The 19,314-nt window shown below is 70.8% G+C and carries 17 protein-coding genes; 6 read left to right on the top strand and 11 right to left on the bottom strand.

Annotated elements, in window-relative coordinates; genetic code table 11:
• Positions 1 to 231 precede the first annotated feature (231 nt).
• The 4 genes from ACFC8N_RS24895 to ACFC8N_RS24880 form a co-directional block, all read right to left on the bottom strand.
• On the bottom strand, positions 232 to 942 hold the full coding sequence (locus ACFC8N_RS24895) for a hypothetical protein (RefSeq protein WP_376289815.1): 711 nt from the start codon (positions 940 to 942) through the stop codon (positions 232 to 234).
• 748 nt (positions 943 to 1,690) lie between these two features.
• Positions 1,691 to 2,386 carry a chaplin gene (locus ACFC8N_RS24890; protein ID WP_362823303.1) on the bottom strand — a complete coding sequence of 232 codons (696 nt, stop codon included), beginning with the start codon at positions 2,384 to 2,386 and terminating at the stop codon, positions 1,691 to 1,693.
• Positions 2,387 to 3,913: 1,527 nt separating this feature from the next.
• Positions 3,914 to 4,492: a fasciclin domain-containing protein gene (locus ACFC8N_RS24885; protein WP_356039096.1), complete on the bottom strand. Its 579-nt coding sequence runs from the start codon at positions 4,490 to 4,492 to the stop codon at positions 3,914 to 3,916.
• A 673-nt stretch (positions 4,493 to 5,165) separates the two neighbouring features.
• Positions 5,166 to 5,384 (bottom strand): hypothetical protein, encoded by a 219-nt coding sequence (locus ACFC8N_RS24880; protein ID WP_356039098.1) that lies wholly within the window; start codon positions 5,382 to 5,384, stop codon positions 5,166 to 5,168.
• Positions 5,385 to 5,488: 104 nt separating this feature from the next.
• Here ACFC8N_RS24880 and ACFC8N_RS24875 point away from each other — a divergent pair, with 104 nt between their 5' ends.
• Positions 5,489 to 7,675, top strand: coding sequence for a trehalose-6-phosphate synthase (locus tag ACFC8N_RS24875; protein WP_376289811.1), 2,187 nt, complete (start codon positions 5,489 to 5,491; stop codon positions 7,673 to 7,675).
• A gap of 716 nt (positions 7,676 to 8,391) precedes the next feature.
• Here the strand turns inward: ACFC8N_RS24875 and ACFC8N_RS24870 are convergent.
• Both ACFC8N_RS24870 and ACFC8N_RS24865 read right to left on the bottom strand, forming a co-directional pair.
• Positions 8,392 to 9,156, bottom strand: a complete 765-nt coding sequence (locus ACFC8N_RS24870; RefSeq protein WP_376289808.1) for an SDR family oxidoreductase — start codon at positions 9,154 to 9,156, stop codon at positions 8,392 to 8,394.
• A 1,114-nt stretch (positions 9,157 to 10,270) separates the two neighbouring features.
• Positions 10,271 to 10,468: a hypothetical protein gene (locus tag ACFC8N_RS24865; protein WP_376289806.1), complete on the bottom strand. Its 198-nt coding sequence runs from the start codon at positions 10,466 to 10,468 to the stop codon at positions 10,271 to 10,273.
• Between the two features lie 205 nt (positions 10,469 to 10,673).
• Here ACFC8N_RS24865 and ACFC8N_RS24860 point away from each other — a divergent pair, with 205 nt between their 5' ends.
• A complete protein-coding gene (locus ACFC8N_RS24860; RefSeq protein WP_376289804.1) occupies positions 10,674 to 10,919 on the top strand; it encodes a cytochrome P450 in 246 nt (81 codons plus the stop codon).
• A 616-nt stretch (positions 10,920 to 11,535) separates the two neighbouring features.
• On the opposite strand, the gene ACFC8N_RS24855 is transcribed toward ACFC8N_RS24860, so the two are convergent.
• Positions 11,536 to 12,240 (bottom strand): hypothetical protein, encoded by a 705-nt coding sequence (locus tag ACFC8N_RS24855; RefSeq protein ID WP_376289802.1) that lies wholly within the window; start codon positions 12,238 to 12,240, stop codon positions 11,536 to 11,538.
• A gap of 468 nt (positions 12,241 to 12,708) precedes the next feature.
• Here ACFC8N_RS24855 and ACFC8N_RS24850 point away from each other — a divergent pair, with 468 nt between their 5' ends.
• Positions 12,709 to 12,861 carry a hypothetical protein gene (locus ACFC8N_RS24850; RefSeq protein ID WP_376289800.1) on the top strand — a complete coding sequence of 51 codons (153 nt, stop codon included), beginning with the start codon at positions 12,709 to 12,711 and terminating at the stop codon, positions 12,859 to 12,861.
• Between the two features lie 813 nt (positions 12,862 to 13,674).
• Here ACFC8N_RS24850 and ACFC8N_RS24845 read toward each other — a convergent pair.
• Positions 13,675 to 14,343 (bottom strand): TetR/AcrR family transcriptional regulator, encoded by a 669-nt coding sequence (locus tag ACFC8N_RS24845; RefSeq protein ID WP_376289798.1) that lies wholly within the window; start codon positions 14,341 to 14,343, stop codon positions 13,675 to 13,677.
• 90 nt (positions 14,344 to 14,433) lie between these two features.
• On the opposite strand from ACFC8N_RS24845, the gene ACFC8N_RS24840 reads away from it, so the two are divergent.
• Positions 14,434 to 14,847, top strand: a complete 414-nt coding sequence (locus ACFC8N_RS24840) for a DUF4345 domain-containing protein (RefSeq protein WP_356039114.1) — start codon at positions 14,434 to 14,436, stop codon at positions 14,845 to 14,847.
• A 195-nt stretch (positions 14,848 to 15,042) separates the two neighbouring features.
• Here ACFC8N_RS24840 and ACFC8N_RS24835 read toward each other — a convergent pair whose 3' ends face one another.
• The gene (locus ACFC8N_RS24835) at positions 15,043 to 15,417 is read right to left on the bottom strand and encodes a helix-turn-helix domain-containing protein (RefSeq protein WP_356039116.1); all 375 of its coding nucleotides are present in this window, start codon (positions 15,415 to 15,417) and stop codon (positions 15,043 to 15,045) included.
• A 92-nt stretch (positions 15,418 to 15,509) separates the two neighbouring features.
• Here ACFC8N_RS24835 and ACFC8N_RS24830 point away from each other — a divergent pair, with 92 nt between their 5' ends.
• On the top strand, positions 15,510 to 16,349 hold the full coding sequence (locus tag ACFC8N_RS24830; protein ID WP_376289796.1) for an SDR family oxidoreductase: 840 nt from the start codon (positions 15,510 to 15,512) through the stop codon (positions 16,347 to 16,349).
• A gap of 699 nt (positions 16,350 to 17,048) precedes the next feature.
• Positions 17,049 to 17,870, top strand: a complete 822-nt coding sequence (locus ACFC8N_RS24825; RefSeq protein WP_376289794.1) for an SDR family NAD(P)-dependent oxidoreductase — start codon at positions 17,049 to 17,051, stop codon at positions 17,868 to 17,870.
• Positions 17,871 to 18,027: 157 nt separating this feature from the next.
• Here ACFC8N_RS24825 and ACFC8N_RS24820 read toward each other — a convergent pair whose 3' ends face one another.
• Positions 18,028 to 18,300: a hypothetical protein gene (locus ACFC8N_RS24820; RefSeq protein ID WP_376289792.1), complete on the bottom strand. Its 273-nt coding sequence runs from the start codon at positions 18,298 to 18,300 to the stop codon at positions 18,028 to 18,030.
• Between the two features lie 228 nt (positions 18,301 to 18,528).
• Positions 18,529 to 19,164 carry a hypothetical protein gene (locus tag ACFC8N_RS24815; protein ID WP_376289790.1) on the bottom strand — a complete coding sequence of 212 codons (636 nt, stop codon included), beginning with the start codon at positions 19,162 to 19,164 and terminating at the stop codon, positions 18,529 to 18,531.
• Between the last annotated feature and the right edge of the window lie 150 nt (positions 19,165 to 19,314).

The following is a 19,314-nucleotide window of genomic DNA, read 5'->3' as shown; positions in this document are numbered from 1 at the left end:
GGCGGTGGTGCCGGTGGTCGCGCGCGTTCACCGGAGGTGCGGCAGGGGGAGGCGGGCGTGCCGTCTCCTGGTGCCAGCCTGCATGCCGGGGCCGGCGGGGCGATGACGAGGGATGACGGCCGGGCCGAGTGCGCAACGGGTCTTGCCGAGGCTGCATGCACGGCGGGTCTTGTGCAGGCGATTCTTGCCGCTTCGCGGGATGACACGCGCTGCCGTCTTTTGGGTCGGGTGTCAGTCGTCGGAGCGGTGTCGGCGGTGTCGGCGGTGCCAGGCGGTGGCGAGCATTCCGAGGAGCATGAGCAGTCCGCCTGCTGCGATGAGGATGTGCTGGGTGCTCAGGAGGCCGGTGCTCCAGCGGGCGGCCGTGTCCGCGGGGGCGTCTTTGCGGGGTGAGGGGGAGGTGGAGGGGCTGGTGCCGCCGTGTGGACCGGCGCGGTCTTCGCTGTCGTCGTCGTGGTTGTGGTCGTTGCAGTGGGCTTCGGGGAAGGGGAAGGCGCGTTTGTGGTTGTCGTAGGTTTTCACGACGAAGAGGGGGTGGATTCGGAAGAAGTCGCGGATGGCGAATTCGTACTGTCCGGAGGTCTGGGTGGGGTAGTTCACGCTCAGGAAGGTGGAGACGGTGAAGGTGGACCAGGGCTGTTCCGGTGACCAGGGTGTGGATTTCGGGGTGCCCTGCAGGACGAGGGCTTCGGGTCCGCGGTGGCCGTTGGTGAGGAACGCTCTGATGGTCGGTTCGATGAGGACGACGCGGCGGTGGCTGCGGCAGTCGCGCCAGGGGTTGTGGTGGTCGTGGTCGCGGTCCCCTTCGTGCAGCCGGACAGAGGCGGGGGTGTGCCGTGCGGTCGCGGTCGCGGTTGCGGTCGCGGTGGCGTGGGCCGGTGGGGATGCGAGGGCGATGGCTGCGCTGGCCAGTGGTGCTGCGACCCAGGGGCGATGGTTCATCCGGTGACCTCCGTGAGTGGCGGGCGCGGGCAGCCTCCTGCCGGCCGGGATATCCGAATCCTGGTAGAAACTATGAGAAATCAGCTCGTCATATCGTTAACGTCCACGGGTGCCGTACTACTTGTCACTCCACCGCAGCAGTCTTGGGTGGAAAGGGCAGGGAAGGGTGGGTCGGTACAGGTGCCCGGGCGGGCCGCCTTTGGGCTGGTTACGCCGTCGCGCCGGACCCCGTGACGGTAGTTGCCGTACGGAAGGGCGCCGCCGGGTGGGGGGCAGCCCGTGAAGCTGCTGGACGCTCGTGGGCGCTGCGCCGTGTACGGATCCTGCGGCCCGGACTGGTCGGAGACGGCGCCGGGCGGTGCTGGGAAGCGCGCGTTGCCTTGGTGCGACCGCGCGAGACACGGGGTCGTTCATGCCGGGTGGCGCCGTGGTCCGAACCAGACCATGCCCGGCTGCTCGATGTAGGCGTCCGGGGGTGGGTGTCTGTGGTCCGGTGTCCGAGGGGGAACGCGGCGGGAGTGGCGGGCGCGGTGCGGGCAGGGGCCGGCCTGCTGGTGGGTGTCGGGGTGGTGCTGGCGGGTCCCGTTCAGTTCCGGGCCGCCGGGTGCCGGACTGCCGGGTTGCCACGTCGTCGGGCGAGGGATGTCGGCCTGGCCGGTGCCGTGTGTGCGGCTGCCGGCCAGGCCGGATCCTTGGTGGGGGTATGCCGGATGATGGGGTGCAGGTGGCCTGCGCTCTGCTGTTCTTCTCAGCGTGTGGTCGGTGGGCGGAAGCGGCGGTAGAGCGTTCCTCCGCCGATCAGGGCTGTGATGCTTGCGGCGGCGGCTGTCCAGATACCGTCAGCGCCGGTCTGAGCGAGGGAATCCTCTGTCTGCTTCTGCGTGATCGTGTGGGGCGTGAGATGCGCCGTGTGCGGTTCGTGGGGCACCGCCGGGGTGGGCGGCACCGGCCGGGCGGGCGGTGTGGTGCGGGCGGGCGGCTCGGGTGTGGTGCGGGTCGGTTCGCTTGGCTGGCTGCTGGGGGAGTTCGCGGATGTGTTGCCGAAGACGGGATTGGCGATGCCGGCCACGTCGACCGTGTTGCCGCTCACGTTGAGGGGTAGCTGGACCGGCAGTTGGAGGCCGTTGCCGGAGAGGACGCCCGGTGAGTCCTGTGTGCGGCTGGAGGCGGTGGCCCGGCTCGGCGTCCCGGTGCGGGTGCTGTGTTCCTGGTTGGTGCAGCTGTTGCCTGCGGCGGGGTTGAGGAAGCCGACGACGTCGATGGTGTTGCCGCAGATGTTCACCGGGACGTGTACGGGCAGCTGGATCGTGTTGCCGGAGATCAGTCCGGGGGAGTCGTTTGTGGAGCCGTCTGCCGTGGAGTCTGCGTGTGCCGGTCCCGCGACAGCCATCGCGCCCGAGGCGACGGCGAGGGCGATCGCACCGTTGCGGGTGACCCGTTTCATGAGATTCTGCCTTTCGGAGGTGATTGCGGGTACATGCCCGCGCGGTGTGAAACGTTTGTGAAACTCCATGGGTTATGGCTTGTCGCCTGTTATCGGCTGAATGGGTGGACATTCGTGGTGCCGTGCGGAGCTGGGCCGCGGAGGGTGTGTCAGGTGCCCGTCGGCGGACGGTGCCGGGGCGCGTGGCCTGAGCGGTGGCGTGTTCCATGCCGTGCGCTGTGGCCGGTTGTTCGTCGCCGGTGTTTCCGTGGTCAGCAGCTCTCGCGGCAGGTGACGTCGGGGATGAGGATCTTTCGTTGCTCGTGGGCCAGGCCGTCCAGTTGTTGACGGCAGGTCCCGCGTCTAGGCGGCCGGGTTGGTCTGTGCATGGCGCGGGTTGTGGTGGGCAGTCGCTTTGCCGGGGCCGAGGCCGTCGGGGCCCGGCTTGGGGGTGTGTGGCCGAGAGTCCTGGCGACGGGGATGCGGCCGCGGCCGGGAGCGGGTGGGCCGTCACGACCTTGACGTGTGGTTGGAATGACGTACGTCCCGTCGTGGCGTGGGAAGGCAAGGGAGCGTGCCGGGCTGTGCGCCGTGACCGGGATGCATGTCGGCGCCGTACACGGTGGTGGCCGTGTACGACGGAGGCATCTTCTGGACGTCGTACGGGCCGGCGCGGTTGCCCTGCGGCTCGCCGCGCTTCGGCGTGTGGAGGTTCTTCCCGGCCGTACGCCGGTCCCGGTGGGGCGGGTGTCCGGATTCCCGTCGGCGACAACAGCTGTTGGTCGCGCGGAAGGAGGGGTGCGGTGGGTTGCTGCCCGCGTGCCGCAGCAGTGTCTTGTTCAGGGCGTGGGCGTTGCGGGTCCCTGGCGCGAATGTCCATCGCCGGCTTCTCCGGTGGTCGCCGGGAAGGTGCCCTTCGGGCTGGGGAAGGGGCAGGCTTGGGCGGGCGGCTATGACCGTGCGGGTGGGATGCGTGGGTGTCCGGGGAGGCGGTGCGGCCGTCGTGGTGCTCATGGTCGCCGTCGTGCCGTCGGCGGCAGGCGTGCGTTCTGTACCCTCGCGGCGGTCAGGTCAGGTCAGGTGCGAACCGACCTGCCGATTTGTCGAGGTGTCTACCTGCCGGTGTCCGCGTCCCGGTCCGGGTGCCGGTGTGTGTCTTGCCCGCGGCGGCGAGGACGCGGCCGTCGCGGGCGGGCCGCAGGCCGCAGGCGGGGCGCGGGCGGGACGCGGGCAGTTCGGTGCTGGCCGGCTTGCCGGGCTGGTGGCGTACGGCGAGGAGCGCCGAACCCGCCTGGGCGTGTTGTCGGGGCGGGCTGTCGTGACGGGGGGCGCCGGGCGGGCTGCCGAGCCGTGAGCCGGTGCCCGTCCGGCGATTGTGCAGGGTGCGCGGCCCGCGCGCAGACGGTCCGGTCGCGCTGCTGTGCGGTCATCCCGGCACCCACGCATGCCGTCTGACGGGTCTTTCCGGAGCCCAGGGCGGGGACACTGTGGTCCGGGAACCGGACTGTGCCTGGGCCTCGGGCCGTCGGTCCGGAACGCTGCGGTGTGTCAGGACGGCGGCCGCAGTACGGAGTCGATGACGTATACCGTGGCGTTCGCGACCTTGATATTGCCGCAGACGATGTGTGCCGTGCCGTTGACCTTGAAGTCGGTACCCGATCCCGACGTGGTCAGTTTGCCACCTTCCAGAGTCGTGAAGGACCCCTTGGGAAGGTCGTTCGGGGTGATTCGTTTGTCCACGACGTGGTAGGTCAGTACCGTCTTCAGTCGGCCCTGATCGGCCAGTAGCGAGGTGAGCTGCGACATGCTGACCTTCTGGAAGGCCTGGTCGTTGGGTGCGAAGACGGTGATGTGGGGCTTGCCGTCGAGGGCGCCGTTCAGCTTCGCTCGGACCACGGCCGAGACCAGTTGGCTGAGTTGTGGATAGGCGGCCGCGGCTTCCGTGATTCTGTCCTTGGCTGTGTTGACCTTCTGGGAGAGTGCAGGACAGCCGGGGCCGAACGTTCCCGACGGGCTGGGAGAAGGACTCTGCGCGTGGCTTTGCGATGCCAGGCCACCGAGCGTGAGGGGAATGGCGATCGCGGTTGCCGCGGCAGCTCTGGCCGTACGTGCAGCAGTGCATCTCATGGCAAACCTTCCTCCTGTTGAGGCGTGAACGCTGCATGAGTCTGCATCGCGGAACTCGTCGTTTCCGCTGGGCCGGGGGTACACCCGGACACGCGACCCCGTCACCGCCCCCTCAGCGAGGGTATCCAGCAGGTGTCGGTGACCGCATCTTGGAAGACGGGCCCGGTCGACGCTCCGGGGCGCAGCGGGTGCAAGGTGCCGTGGCGTCGGCCCGTTCAAGCGCGTATGAGTGAAGGGGGCTGCGGAAGGCGGCGATCAGGGCGTTTTCCTTGTACTGCGGAGATCCGAGGGGAGTCCTTGCGGGCTGGGGGCGCGGTTCCTGGGCCGCGGGTGGCCGCGATGAACTCGGCAGCCCGTCAGCCCACTTCACGTCCCGGCGGCACGCATTTGCGGCCCGGTGCCGCGCCGGCCGCTGGCCGCACGCTGGCTTTCAGCGGCCCGCGCAGTTCCTGGTCCCGTCGGCTTCGTGGCCGTCGCGCGTCTGTCCCTTCCCGGGCCGGGCACGTTCATCCCGGGCCGTGCCCTTGCCGTGCGCGCGCCTGGGGCGATCGGGGCGACGGGGCGGGCGAGGCGGAAGCCGTTGGCGCGGACTGCGAGGCGGTGGGTGTGCGCGGCCGGGTGGCGATGGGCCGCGAGTTTCGGCCGGGCCGTCGGGACGCCTTCGGCTTGGTGGTCACCAGGCCGGGTCGTGGGTGATCGGGTCGATGATGCGGGCTCCGTCGTCGGGGTGCAGCGGCGACGGGTTTGCGCTGTCGTGCTGGATCGCCCGGATCGCCCGTCCGAGCCGGGCGCTGCGTGGGTCATCGCTGTGCAACAGGTGGGTGACCAGGCCTGACGGTACGTCGTGTGCGGCGGACACCAGCTCCTCGCATGCGGGGTCGGCGTCGTGCATAGCGCCTCCGGGTCTCCTGTGCGGGCTGGCTGGAACGCCCCGATCCTGAGAATATCACTATATGTCGTGATTTCATCACAATGGGTTGTGTTGGAGGAGGAGTGGTGGTCAACGCCGTGTGCACACCCCTTCGCCGGGTCGCTCGTCCCGCCGCTTCGGATCCGTCCGCCGACACCGCGCGGGTGCTGGTCACCGACCTCGACGGCACGCTCCTGGCGGGGGACAGCCGCGCACGTCGAAGGCTTCGCCATCTGCTCGACCTGCACCCGTGCATCACCGTGGTCTTCGCCACCGGCCGCTCGGTGCACTCCGTACGCGAGATCTTGGCCGGCGACCCGCTGGTGCCTGTGCCGCGCTGGATCATCGCCGATGTCGGGGCCAGCGTGGTCGACGCCGCCGACGGCAGCCGTGCCGAGGCCCTCCAGGAGCGGCTGCGCGCCGGATGGCCCGGCACGGACCGGGTGCGCTCAGCCCTGGAGGGCTTCCCAGGCCTGGCCTATCAGGACGCGGTCGCGCAGGAGGGACGGTGTTCCTTCTACCTGCCGCCCGAGCACCTGACCTCGGGCTTGAAAGCGGCGGTGGCCGCACTCGGCTGCTCGTGGACGTACTCCGGCGGCCGCTATTTCGACGTCCTGCCCGTGAACGCGGGCAAAGGGGCGGCCGTACAGGAACTCGCCCGCATGCGGCACTGGCCGCTGAGTTCCCTGCTCGTGGCGGGCGACTCCCTGAACGACCTGTCACTGTTCGACCTGGGCGCCCACGGCGTGGTCGTGGGCAACGCCGAACCCGGCCTGGCCGCTCGCGTGCCCCTGTGCGCACGGGTGCACCGCCCGGCACTGGACGGTGCGGCGGCGATCCTGTCGGCCCTCGAAGACCTCGGCTGGATCAGCAGGCCCTCGCGCGTAGTAGTCGGTTACCACCGCCCGCCCCTGCGTTGGTCGCAGCGCGGATGGCAGGCTCCCGTCAGCCCCAACGGGATCCTGCCCACGCTCACCTCCGCCCTGGATCCGCGTTCCTGCGACGAAGACGTCGTATGGGCGGCCGCACTCGTCACCGACCAGGGCACCGCCCCCGCCTCTGCATCCGCTCTCGCCCCCGCCCAGGTCCCCACTTTCACGCGCTGTTCCTGTCCGACGCCTCCCACCGCGCTCCGTCTGGCGTTGCTGCCCGTGGCATCCGATACCTGGGCGGGCTACTTCCACGGCGCCTGCAAGGAGACCCTGTGGCCGGCTCTGGTGTCCGCACCCCACCTGATCCGCCACGACACGCGCCACTGGGCCGACTTCGAAGAGGTCAACTCCGCCTTCAGCGACCACATCGACGCCCATGCCGCCCCCGGGGCGACCGTCTGGCTGCACGACTACAACCTCTGGCTCGTCCCCGGCCTGCTCAAAGAACGCCGCCCCGACGTGACCATCGGCATCTTCCATCACACGCCCTTTCCCGCACCGGACACCTTCCGCCGGCTCCCCGTGGCCTGTCAGCTGCGCACCTCACTCACGCATCTGGACTGGGCCGGCTTCCACACCACCGCCGACGCCGACAACTTCCGGCGGCTCCTTGCCGGCACCGCCCGCCCGCCACGCACCGCGGTGCATCCGCTGGGTATCGACCACCAAGCGGTACAGACCCGCGTCGGCTCGCGCGCCGCGGCGCGGCGATCCCGGGGCGACGGGCAACTGGTGCTCTCCGTCGAACGCCTCGACTACGCCAAGGCACCGGTGCACAAGATCCGTGCCCTGGCAGCCCTGTTCGAGAGGGCGCCGCAGTTCCGGGGCCGGGTGCGTTTCCGGCTCATCTGCCCGCCCCCCGAACCGGGCATCCGCGCCTACGAAGCCACCCGGACGCGGCTGGAGCAGGCGATCGCCGACCTCAACTCCCGCTGGGGCACCGATGTCTGGCAACCCGTCGACTATGTGCCCCGGACACTGCCCTTCGGGCACATCGTGGACAACTACCTTGCGGCGGACGTCTTCTGGGTGACCTCACTGGCCGACGGGATGAACCTCACGGCACAGGAGTACGTCGCCTGCCGCGCGGCGGCGGGACGCAGCGGCGTCCTCGTACTGTCCCGGCACGCGGGCCTGGCCGCCCACCTGGGCGGGGCTGCGCTCCTCACCGATCCCGGCACGCCCGACGACCTGGTCGCCACCCTCCACCAGGCCCTGACCATGACCCCCCGGGAGCGACGCCTGCACACCGCCCGCCTCGCGGCCCGACTCACCGCCCCGGCCCCGGACGACTGGGCCCGCGCGATCCTGAAGGAGCTCTCCTCCGCCGCAGGGCACTGACCGCTTCCTCACCGAGATGCGCGCCGCGGACACGACGAACGACCCGCCGTGGCCGTGCCGGGCGGGGCTTCTTCCCGGCGTCGGCCGGACAGACACCGCTCCTGCCGTACTGTCCGTTGACGTCGCCCTGTCCGTACCGCCCGCCTCGCCCGCCCCGCCCGACGTCGTCGGCACTTGTCGGGCCACTGCGGGGGCGGCGCGCTCGATCCCGGCCTCACGCCCGGCCGGCCCCGCACCGGGCAGGCACGGCACCGGCCCGGCTGCCCTCCTCCCTCATGTGATCTGAGTTCTTGATGCCGACCTGCGGCGTCCTGCCCGTCGTCGTCCCGCTCTTCGGCGTCCGTCGCCTCCATGTCCCCATGCCCCGGCGGGCGCGGTCTCTTCAGCGCCCCCGCCGTTTACGACCGCCCACGTGCGCCTTGCTTCTTGCGCTGCGAGCCGTCTGCAGCCTGCCCGGGATGCGGACGCCAGCTGTGCGCCGCGACCGGGTGTTCGCCGGCCGTGTGGCCGCCGGTGGTGCGGCGGTCCGGCTCGCGAGGCGACCGCCGTGGAGTACGGTGCCGTCGGCGGCGGCTCGTGGTGTCGCGGGAGCTGCCGAAGGCGGTGCGGGCGGGGCTCTGCCGGCCGGGTCGGGCGGGATGAGGACCGGGCGGCATGACGGGCGGGTGGCGTTCCTGGAGGTGCTGTGGGGGAGGGCAGCAGCCGGGAAGGGCAGGTCACCGTGTGGTGTAGCCGCCGTTGACGAACAGGGTCTGGCCGTTGGCCCACCAGCCGTCGGTGAGCAGATGGCGTACCCACGGGACGATGTCCTCGATCTTGGTGAGGTCGCCGTTCATGGCCGAGGACTTGTGGTAGGCGATGGAGTCGTCGTCCTCGGCCGGGTAGAAGAACGAGGTGTCCATCGGCCCGGGAGCGAGGGTGTTGACCGCGATGTTCCGGCCGAACAGTTCCTTCGACAGGGCGCGGGTGAAGTGCTCAACCGGGGCTTTGCTGCCGGCGTAGCAGGAGTACAGGCCGGTGTAGGCGGCCAGCAGTGAGGTGACGACCGTGATGATCTTCCCGCCGTCCTCGATCCTGCGGGCCGCCTCACGCATCACGAAGAACGCCGCTTTGGAGTTGACGGCGAACATCCGGTCGTACTCCTCCTCGGTGATCTGCGTGAGGGGCTTCTTCAGCACCATCCCGGCGGTGTTGATGCTGTAGTCGAGCCTGCCGAACCGGTTGATGACATCGTCGAAGACCCGCTCGACCTCGGCAGGCTTCGTGAGGTCGGCTTGTACGGCGAACGCCTCTCCGGGGCCGGTGTTGATCTGCGCGACGATGTCCTCGGCCTTGGTTCGGGAGGAGTCGCTGTTGTAGTGGACGGCCACCTTCGAGCCTTCGGCGCCCAGGGTGGTGCTGACCAGCCCGCCGAGGTTACGGGACGCACCGCCGACGAAGGCGGCCTTGCCGCTGAGCGTCCTGTCCGGGGCGTTGACCATGACAGCCTCCTTGATCAGGCGTGGGAAAGAACTCGCCGGCCGGACCGCCAGCCAGGGGCCGTCGGCCGCGGGCCGGGACGCGCCGGTATCAAGGAATCACCTTCCGGATATCGCGGCATCTCGGATGATCCGATCGGCTCTGCGCTCGCGGCGTGTCCGGCAAGGGGGAGAGGGAGTCGTGGCGATGGGGGGGCTCACCGCAGGAACCGACGGCGTCAGGACCAGCCTGTGCCAGGGCCCGTCTGTGTCAGGACCTGTCGGCGGTGGGCGCCGTCTGCCGCACGGGTGGCCGACTGCGGATCGTGGCGGGCCCGGCCGCTGCCCGCAGTCGTCTCCTGACGTCCCTGCGCCGGTACGCCCGCGACGCGTACGTCGCGCAGACGGTCACCGGCCCGAGCCGCACCGCCGAGCCGACTGCACCGGGCCGGTGCCCGTACGCATCCCCAAGTCCTGTGGCTCTGGGCCGTCCCGGAGCGGGCGTACTGCCGGCGGGCCCCGGTGCCCGGCCCAGGACGAACCTGTGCGTGCACGGCCCGACGAACTCATGCACACCACGCGGTGTCACGAACGGCGCGAGCGGACGCTGTGCAGGACCGCGCCGCGCGGGGCCTGCGGACGAAGTACCGGCAGTGCAGGCCCAGTTCACGGGAACGCGCCTTCGCCGACGCCGCGCCCGGCCCGGCCACGACTCGTCGGTCCGCCCGCACACACGGTCCGCCCCGGCCATGACGGGGAGGTCCCGGTCGGCGGGCCGGGGTGAGGCCTGCCCGCATGGCGGACACCGTCGCCACGCGGAACGGCCGCGCCCCGCCGACCAGTTCCCCTCGACGCCGCGCCGGCGCCGTTCGGGAAGAACGCCTTCTCGCGGTGCGTCGAGGAGGGCACCCCGATCATCGGTTCCGTGAGGCGTCGACCGCGCCGTTGTCCGCAGCGGTACCGGTCCTCACGGCTGGCGGTGCCGAGGCCGGTCGTGCTCCCGCTCCGCCCGCGCGTGGGCCGAGCACCCGGTCACCGATCAGAAGGAGGCGTGGTGAGGCGTGGTGGCCACACCCGGTCCTGAGCCCCGGCCGGACGGCGGACCCGGCGCGATCGCGGCGGCGGACGGCCTGCACATCTAGCAGCTGCGGTTGCACGCCGAGTACGGGCCCGTCGTGCGCTTCCAGCTTCCCGGCGCCGACGCCGCGGTGTCGATCGCTGCCCGGTCCTGCTGCAGGCGACGGCCCACCTCGATCAGCGGCCGGAGCGTCTGTTTTCCGTCCTCGATCCACCGTTCGAGGACGGCAACCCGTACGTTCTCCCAGCCGACGAACATGCCCTGTGGAGAAGGGTGCTGCGACGGCGGCTGCGTGGCCCTGCAGAAGAATGTGAGTACGCCCTGGGCGCGGGCACCTGGACCTGGACGGCGTCGTCACCGACGTCGAGGAGGTGCTCACCGACTACCTCGGACGGCTGTACCAGGTGCCGCTTTCGGGCACCCCGGAGGAACGCGCCGAGCGGACCGGCATGCCCTCGCCCGCATGCGCGCCACGGTCGACCAGGTCGTCGTGGCCCACCGTGTGAACGGCCGTACGCGGCGCAGCGACCTGATCGGCGCACTGATCGAGACCGGTCAGCGGCCTGCCCGGATCCGCAACACCGTCCTGGCCATCCTGGCCGTGCTGCTCGCGGCCCACCACACGACCGCCGCGGCCGTGGCCCGGACTCTGCACCTGCTCGGCCGCCACCCCGAGGCGGCCGAACGGTGCCCGACTACGCGGACCTGAGACGGCTGACGTACGGGGAAATGGTCCTCAAATAGTCGCTGCGTCTGTATCCGCCGGGCCCGTACGGAGCGCGCGAGACCGCCGGTGCGCTCACGCTCGGCGGCCACCGGATCTCGGCCGGACCGTGTTCTTCTATCCGTTCTGGGCGTTCCACCCCGACCCCGTAGTGGCCCGAGGCCGAACTGGTCCTGGCCGTGCTGCTCAAGCGCTTCCGCTTCCGCGCCGTCTCAGGACACGAGGTGACATCGGTCGAAGACTTCGTGCTGTGGGCGGCCGACGACATCCGCATGTTCGCCAGTGCGCGGAGCCTGGCCGGGCACATGGCCGGTCAACCGCAGCGGGCGCTCTTGACCTCGCCGGCCCGCGTCAGCGGTTCGTCCGGCGCGGCCGTGGCCGCCCGTACGGCACCATTCCCTGACGGGTGTCCGGCGTGGAAGTCCTCAGTTGGACCGGATGGTGAGGGAAGGGACGCGGGCCCGGGCACCAGGCGTGTGATGCCTGGTGCCCAGGTCCGGCGGTGTGTGTACGACGTGTGGGTTGTCGGACAATGGTGGGGATCGGGGCCCCGGCTCGATTACGGCGGGCCGGGGCCCCGTGGTGTGCTCGCGGACCGGGATCAGTCGTCGTCCCCGCCGCCACCCCAGCCGCCGCCCCAACCGCCATCGCGGTCGCAGTTCACGCGGAAGCTGGCCACGACGCCGTCCTTGACGTGGACGCCCTCGGTGTGACCCGGGTTCACGCCGTAGCTGTCGCTGTGGGCGCCGACGGTGGCGATGGGAGCGCCGTTGTCGCAGACCGCCCCGCGGAAGACCTCCACGCGCTTGTGGCTGTCGTTGCGGACGTTGATGGTCCTGGCGCCCAGGCCGCTGACCACGGTGATGCACGCACCGGAGTGGGCGGAGTAGGACCGTTCGTTGATCAGGATCCTGCCGCCCTCCCTGTGACCGCGGCCCCGGCCTTCTTCACCGCGGCCCCGGCCTTCTTCACCGCGGCCCCGGCCTTCTTCACCGCGGCCCCGGTCACCCCGGCCCTCGTCACCCCGGCCCTCGTCACCGCGGCCTTCGTCGCCGCGGCCTCCGTTGCCCTTGTTCTGTCCGGAGCCGCCGTCGAGGGAGGCTTCGGGTGCGGCGGCCGGAGCTGCAGCAGCTGGAACAGCGGCTGGGGCGGCAACCGGTGCAGGAGCCGGTGCGGCAGCGGCCCGGGCCGGCTGCGGCACCGAGGTGGGGGCGGAGGCAGCAGAGGCGTAGGTGATGCCGGTCGCGGCGAGTGCCGCGGCGGCCGAGACACTGGCGACCACCATGGTGGAACGAGCGAGCTTCATGTCGCTTCTCCTGTTCTGGATATCTCGGAGATGCCGGCTCGTCAGCCGACTGCGATCAAACGTACTCACAGCGGTCATATCAGTCATATTGGAGGACTAGGTCAGGGAGCCGATCGGGGTACACGCGACCCCCGCCCGCCGCCCGGCTGAGATGCGAAATGACCGGGAAAACGGGTGGATTGAATGACTATTAGGCTGTCTGGATGATCCACTGATGTCCGCTCATCCACTTCCGGCGGCGTGTCGCTGCGAAAGTCGTGAGCTGATTCGTGTTACGGCTGAGCCGAAGCCTGCTCGTCGCACGGTCGGGCAGGGGATCGCGGGGCGGCGGTGGGTCGGCCGTCTCCGGGGCCGGTCGGTCGTGCGCGGCGGCGTGCCGGTGCCGTCTGCGGCGTGCGGATCCCCGCACCGTACAAGCGGATGCACGGTGTACGGGCGGGATGCGCGGCGACGTCCGCCAGGACGGCCATGAGCGCACCGGCAGCCTGCGCGACCGAGTGGCGGGGGAGCGGCGCCCGGCCGAACGACTTCTCGGCCGACGCCTTCACCAGCGCCGTCCGCGACACGGTGATCCGGACCCCGCGCGATGGGCCCGACCGCCCTTCTGCGCCCAGGAGTTGAGCGTCCCCCAGCCGGGCTGTCCGTGATGTGCGAGCGCACAGCCTGCGCTGGCGCACGGACACCCGGGCCCGGCGCCTCGCCCTGCATCGGCGCGTCGGCCCGCCGGGCGCGCGCGGTTCGTGGCCGTCGTCGGGCTGCCGCTGCCGGGGGCGTCGTGTACATCTGGCACGGCAGGGCACGGTGTGGCGTGGGGGCGCGGGTGCGGGTGCTGTCGTGGGCGGCCGTCCGCGGCCAGGTCCCGGCTGGGAAGGTCGGCCGTGTGCGCGCGTTCCGGTGTGCCCGGGCTCGGGCGAGTCAAGGGCGGCGAGCGCCGTCACCTTGCCGAAACGGCAGCATTCGGGCGGCCGGTCCGTCCGCCGGGTGGTGTCCGGGAGGACAGGCTCCCATGTCGTGCGGCGTGGCCATCCGGGTCATGGCTGCGGTGCGGCCGATGCGTCGGCGCTGCCCGCACACTTGTGCCGTGCCGACGCGAGAGGGCGGGGCACGCTTGTCCGCTCGGAGGTGAACACTCCTGCCCGCACCTCCCGCGCTCGGCTTCTCCGGGGCGGCGGTGGGGAGAAGGTCTACCTGCCCTCTCCGGAGGGCGCGGGCGGCGGCCGGGAGGCGGCGTATGCCCCCGGCCGGCGTATGCCCCTCGGGCTGGCGGATGTCCCTCGGACCGGTGGATGCCCCTCGGGCTGGGGATGCGGGAGCGTGTATCGAGGCGTGTTTCCCGCCAGAGTGGCGCGGGCCGTGATGCACCTGGCGTGGGGCCCCGTCTCCGGTCGGCGAGATCCCCGGCTGGACGTTCGAGCCCGGGGCGCCGACGGTGTGTCAGGCTCCCTGGGCATCCCGGTGCGGCAGCCCCGGGGTCGGGGCTCCTGCGCCGGGCTCCTGCCGCGGCCAGTCGGGAGCGGGGTCCTGTGCGAGCAGCGGCCGCAGGGCACCGAGCACCGCGCCGACACAGACGTCGCGCAACTGGGTGCGGGTGCAGGTCTCGTGGGTGAGCCAGTCGACACAGAGCACCCGGACGAAGACCAGCCAGCTCTTCAGGACGCCGGACACGGCCTCGCGGGCGCTCTCGTCCGCGAGGGGCAGTACGGCCAGCAGCCGTGCACGGAGCGCGTCCAGCTCGTTCGTCATGATCGTCTGGATCACCGGGTCACCCGCGAGGACCCGGTTCGCGGCGAGGACGGCGTTGCGGTTCGCCACGAAGTACTCAAGATGGAGGTCCATGCCCTGGACGAGCTGTTCCGTCAGGGAGTCGGCGGGGTCGAATCGCGTCCCGGCGAGCAGCTGGTCAGCGGCCTGTTGGTAGACGGCCGCGAACAGGGCGTGCTTGCTGGGGAAGTGACGGTAGAGCAGGGCCCGGGAGACACCTGCCTCTTCGGCGACTTCCTCCATCAGTACGTCGGCGTACGGGTGCGCGGCGAAGAGCCGTGCGCCGACGGCGAGGAGCTGGGCGCGGCGGTCGGCGGGGGTGAGTCGCTGGCGAGGAGGCACGAGCGAAGCCTAGTTGACATGCGTCTACTGGTGCCCCCAGTGTAGTAGACGCATGTCAACTAAGCTTCGCTGCGACGGCTTGGAGGGACGATGGAGAGGGCTCTGCGCGTACTCACCACGCTGATGGGCTGGTCCTGCGTGGCGATCGGCCTGTTCCACGTTGCGCTCGGCAACGCGGCGATCCCCGGCGCCGGTTCCGCCGGCACGACGGTGGACAGCTGGGGCCGGTTCATGGGGGCCAGCTTCGTCGGCTACGGGCTGGCCTGGCTCTGGGCTGCGCGCCAGCGTCCGATCCCGGCCCGGGAGGTGCGGTGGCTGGCCGGAGTGTTCCTGCTGGGAGGCGTGGGCCGGCTGCTCTCGCTCGCCGTGCACGGCTGGCCGCAGTGGTTCCAGATCGTGCTGACGGTGATCGAGCTCGCCCTTCCGCCGGTATTCCTCTGGCTGGCCGGTGCGCAGGAGCGGGCCTCGCGCAGGGACGTGCAGCCCGTGTCCGCCGACCGGTGAAGCGCGCGTGAGCCCGTCCGGCTCAAGGGCCGGAAAGCGAACCCGACCATACGTATGACACAAGGCTGCCTGGCAGATACCCGACAGCCTCGCCGGTTACTGCCGACGCATCAACGCAGGTCATTGGGGCACTAGGTCACTGGCGTGCTTGGCCACGCTGGATTGGATTCGCCTTCTGGGCCGGCCAATACCGCACTATGCCGGGCGGTGCGGCGGCGGTAGCCGCTGTGTGATCCGGTTGAACATGTCGGTCAGCGGCTCGCTGACGTCCTGACCGAACTCGGACAGCCCGTAGGTGACCTGGGGCGGTGTCGTCGGCTCTACCTCTCGCCGGACCAGTCCGTCCTGGACCAGTGCCCGCAGGGTCTGGGCGAGCATCTTCTCGCTAATGCCCTGGATGCTGTCGCGCAGCTCGTAGAACCGAAGGTCGTTGCTCCGCAAGGCGATCAGCACCCAGACGCCCCACTTGCTGGTCACGTGGTCGACCAGGTCACGCGCGGGGCAGTCGGTGTGAAACACCTCATACCGATTGCCCGACTCAGCCTGCGTCAGCTGCGCGCCTTCCGTCATGTACGGAGCTTACCTCTGGGTATGTTCTTACGAAAAGTAAGTCTTCCTCCTAGCGTCAATTACCGCAGTTCACAACGGACTAGGAGCTGAACATGATCGTGGTGACCGGGGCTACCGGGAATGTGGGCCGGCCTCTGACGCAGGCCCTGGCCGAGGCGGGCGAGCAGGTGACGGCGGTGTCGCGGCACGCGGTGGCGATGCCGGACGGAGTCCGGCACGTGACGGCCGACCTGGCCGAGCTGACAAGCCTCACACCCGCGTTGGACGGGGCGAAGGCCCTGTTCCTCCTGCTGTCCGGCGACCTGCACGCCCCTGAAGCCAAGCCGGCCGACATCATCGGCCTGGCCGCGGCCAGCGGGGTCCGCCGGGTCGTCCTGCTGTCTTCGCAGGGCGTGGCGACCAGGCCGCTCGGTCCGTCGCGGGTCGCGATGCGCGCGGTGGAGGACGCGCTGCGGGAGTCCGGCCTGGACTGGGCCGTCCTGCGACCGGGCGGTTTCGCCTCGAACGCCTTGGCCTGGGCGGAGTCCGTCCGCAAGCAAGGGACGGTCGCCGCGCCCTTCGGCGACGTAGGAGTGCCGGTCATCGACCCGGCGGACATCGCCGAGGTCGCGGCGGCCTGCCTGCTGGACGACCGGCACATCGGCGGGGTGTACGAGCTGACCGGCCCGGAGGTAATCACGCCGCGTCAGCAGGCGGAGGCGATCGCCGCCGAGCTCGGCTCGCGTGTACGGTTCCACGAACTCACCCGCGACGAGGCCAAGGCCATGATGACCCGGTTCGTGCCGGCGGAACTTGCCGACGACACCCTGGACATCATCTCCGCCCCGAACCCGGCCGAACTGCGCATCAGCCCGGACGTGGAACGAGTCCTCGGCCGGGCCCCGCGCCCCTTCAACGGCTGGGTCGCCCGCAACATCGCCGTTTTCCGCTGAGGCACAACTCAACCGGGGCGCCCACCTCCCTAGTGGCGCCGTCGTCGGCGCGCGAGGTGCTGGGACGCGCAGGCCCTCGGGCCCGGCTCTTCAGAACAGACGGGCCGCAGGCTCGGCCACGCACTGCCGCACACCGTCGACCGCACCGAGGCCACGTCTGAAGCGCGCACGGCTGCGCGCCTGACGACCACGGCTGTTGTCCGCCGACTCCGGTCCACCGGTATGCGGCGTCGTCGCGCCCGAGCCGTTCCTGCTGAGCGCAGTCCTGGTGCCCCGAGTCGTTGACGCCTTGCCAGCTACTGCTGAGGCGGCGCCGATCGGGGCGGCCCGCACGCGGCACCCGTATGCCACGCGCGGTCTGTGCCCATCCACGCAGGCGCGGCAACCGGACGGTGATCCCCATCCCGGCGGATCAGCACGATTAACTGCTGCGTAAGGCAGCCGCGACGGCGGGCCGCCGTTTCTCGCCCGGGACCTCGGCGAGCAGCGCAACAACGCCGAGCGGTGCCGCGGTGCATCAACCGCCTGAAGCAGTGGCGTGGCATCGCCACCTGATGCGAGAAGCCCGCGACGATCTACCTGGCCGGACTCCGAACCGTAGACATCCTCGGCATCTCGCCGCCAGACGGCGGAGCGTGAGGTGCGCGCCGCCTTCGGCCTGGTCGTGGGCGGGATGACTGGTGAAGGACGATCATGAGTGTGAGGGAACCGGACGGTGGGCCCGCGCACGCTGCGGATCAGAGCGCTACGGCGGCGGGTGCCACCGGTGGCGGTGCGCCACTGGCGGGATGCGCGGCGCTGGTGACGGGCGCGTCCAGCGGCATCGGTGCGGCCACCGCCTTGTCGCTGGCTCGGCAGGGTGCCGCTGTGGCAGTCGTCGCCCGCCGTACGGGGCGGCTGGAGGAACTGGCCGCAGCGATCCGCGATCGGGGCGGCTCGTGCAGCGTTCTCACCGCTGATCTCGGAGACGCGGTGCAGGCGCGTCGGGCCGTCGAGGACGCCGTGGAGTGCTGCGCGCGGCTGGACGTGCTCGTGAACAACGCCGGTTACGTGGCCATGGGCACCATCGAGGAAGGCGACCCCGCAGACTGGGAACGGATGGTCGATCTCAACTTCAACGCCGTCCTGCACCTGTCACAGGCGGCGATGCCCCACCTGCTCCGCGCGGCGGCGGACGGCCCGCGCGGGATCGCCGATCTCGTGAACGTCAGCTCGGTCGGTGGCCGGGTGGTGCGCAGGAACAACGGCATCTATTCGGCGACGAAGCATGCGGTGGGCGCGTTCAGCGAGGCCCTGCGTCAGGAGGTGACGGCAAGGGGCGTCAGAGTGGGGCTGATCGAGCCGGGGCTGACGGCGACGGAGATGGCGACCGGCCCCGGATCAGCCGCCGCCCGTGGCATGCCGCAGAAGGCTTGGCTGCATGCCGACGACATCGCCCGTGCCATCACCTTCATGGTCACCCAGCCTCCGCATGTCGCGATCAACGAGATCATGGTGCGCCCTACGGCCCAGGAACACTGACCGTCAGCGCGGGAGATCCAGCGGGAGACCCACGCGAGCGAGCCCAAGCACGGCCCTGTGACCAGCTACCTCCCAGGTCACACGACGGGACCGTCCCAGCGGGCACCGGGGGGAGCGCACTTGGCGCGGGTACGCGCGCCTGTACGTCCAAAGGGTGCTACGGAAGGCCGTGATCCAGGCATTCCCCTTGTACCGCCGTCAGCAGCCGCCGGCCGCGGGGTGCGGGCGGAGCCGAACGAGGGGCGGACCGTGCCGTCCCCAGCGCGGAGGCGGCAGCGACCGGGGTGAACAGCGGGTTCTCCATGAGCACCGCGAGCCGCGCGTGCACGACCGCCGCCCCCGACCGGTCCAGGACGTGCTCGCACAGCTGGCGCAGCCGGTGCAGTCGCTGTTGCCGAGACTCGGCAGTGCTGGTGAGACTCCGGCTCATCTCCGCACCGGCACTCCCAGCGCCCGCAGTTGGGTTGAGGTTCAGGGGGATGCCGAGGGCGAGCAAGTTCCCTGGGGGAATGGGTGGGCCCGAGCACCAGGGTGTGATGCCTGGTGTCCGGGCCCGTTGGTGCGCGTGTGGCGCGTGGGTTGTCGGACAGCGGTGGGGGTGGGGTTTCCCGGCTCGATTGCGGCGGGCCGGGGCCCCGTGTGTGCTGTCGTCTTGCGGTCAGTCGTCCCAGCCGCCCTCGCCGCCGCGGTCTCCGCCACGGTCGCCGCCGCGGTCCCCGCCCCGGCCGCCCTCGTCCCAGCCGCCTTCGTGGTCGCAGACCACGCGGAAGCTGGCCACGACGCCGTCCTTGACGTGGATGCCCTTGGTGTGGAGGTCGTCGACGCCGAAGCTGGTGCTGTGGGCGCCGACGGTGGCGATGGGGGCGCCGTTGTCGCAGACGGCCCCGCGGAAGACCTCGACGCGCTTGTGGCTGTCGTTGCGGACGTTGAGGGTCTTGGCGCCCAGGCCGCTGACGACGGTGATGCAGTCGCCGGGGTGGGCGGAGTAGGACCGCTCGTTGATGAGGATGCGGCCCTCTTCGTGGCGCCGGCCCTCCTCGCGGCGGCCGCCGCCGCCTTCGTTGCCCTTGCCTTCGTTGCCCTTGCCTTCGTTGTTGTTGCTGTTGTTGTTGCTGTTGTTGTTCTTGCCCTGTCCGGAGTCGCCGCTGAAGGGTGCCTGCGGGGCGGCGACGGCCGCGGGGGCTGCCTGGGGGGCCGGGGCGGAGGCCGCCGAGGCGTAGGTGATGCCGGTGACGGCGAGTGCCGCGGCGGCTCCGGCTGTGGCGGTCACCATGGTGGAACGAGCGAGCTTCATGTCGCTTCTCCTGTCTGTTATCTCCGAGATGTCGGCTCGTCAGCCGACTGCGATCAAACGTACTCATGGCTGTCGTATCGGTCATTTCGGAATGTCGATGGGAGGGGGCCGATCGGGGTACATGCGGCTGCTTCCGCCGCTCGGCCGGGA

The sequence above is a fragment of the Streptomyces sp. NPDC055966 genome, from assembly GCF_042269865.1.
Lineage (GTDB): Bacteria > Actinomycetota > Actinomycetes > Streptomycetales > Streptomycetaceae > Streptomyces.
Note: the sequence above shows the minus strand (reverse complement) of the source record. Positions and strands in the feature narration are given on the sequence as shown.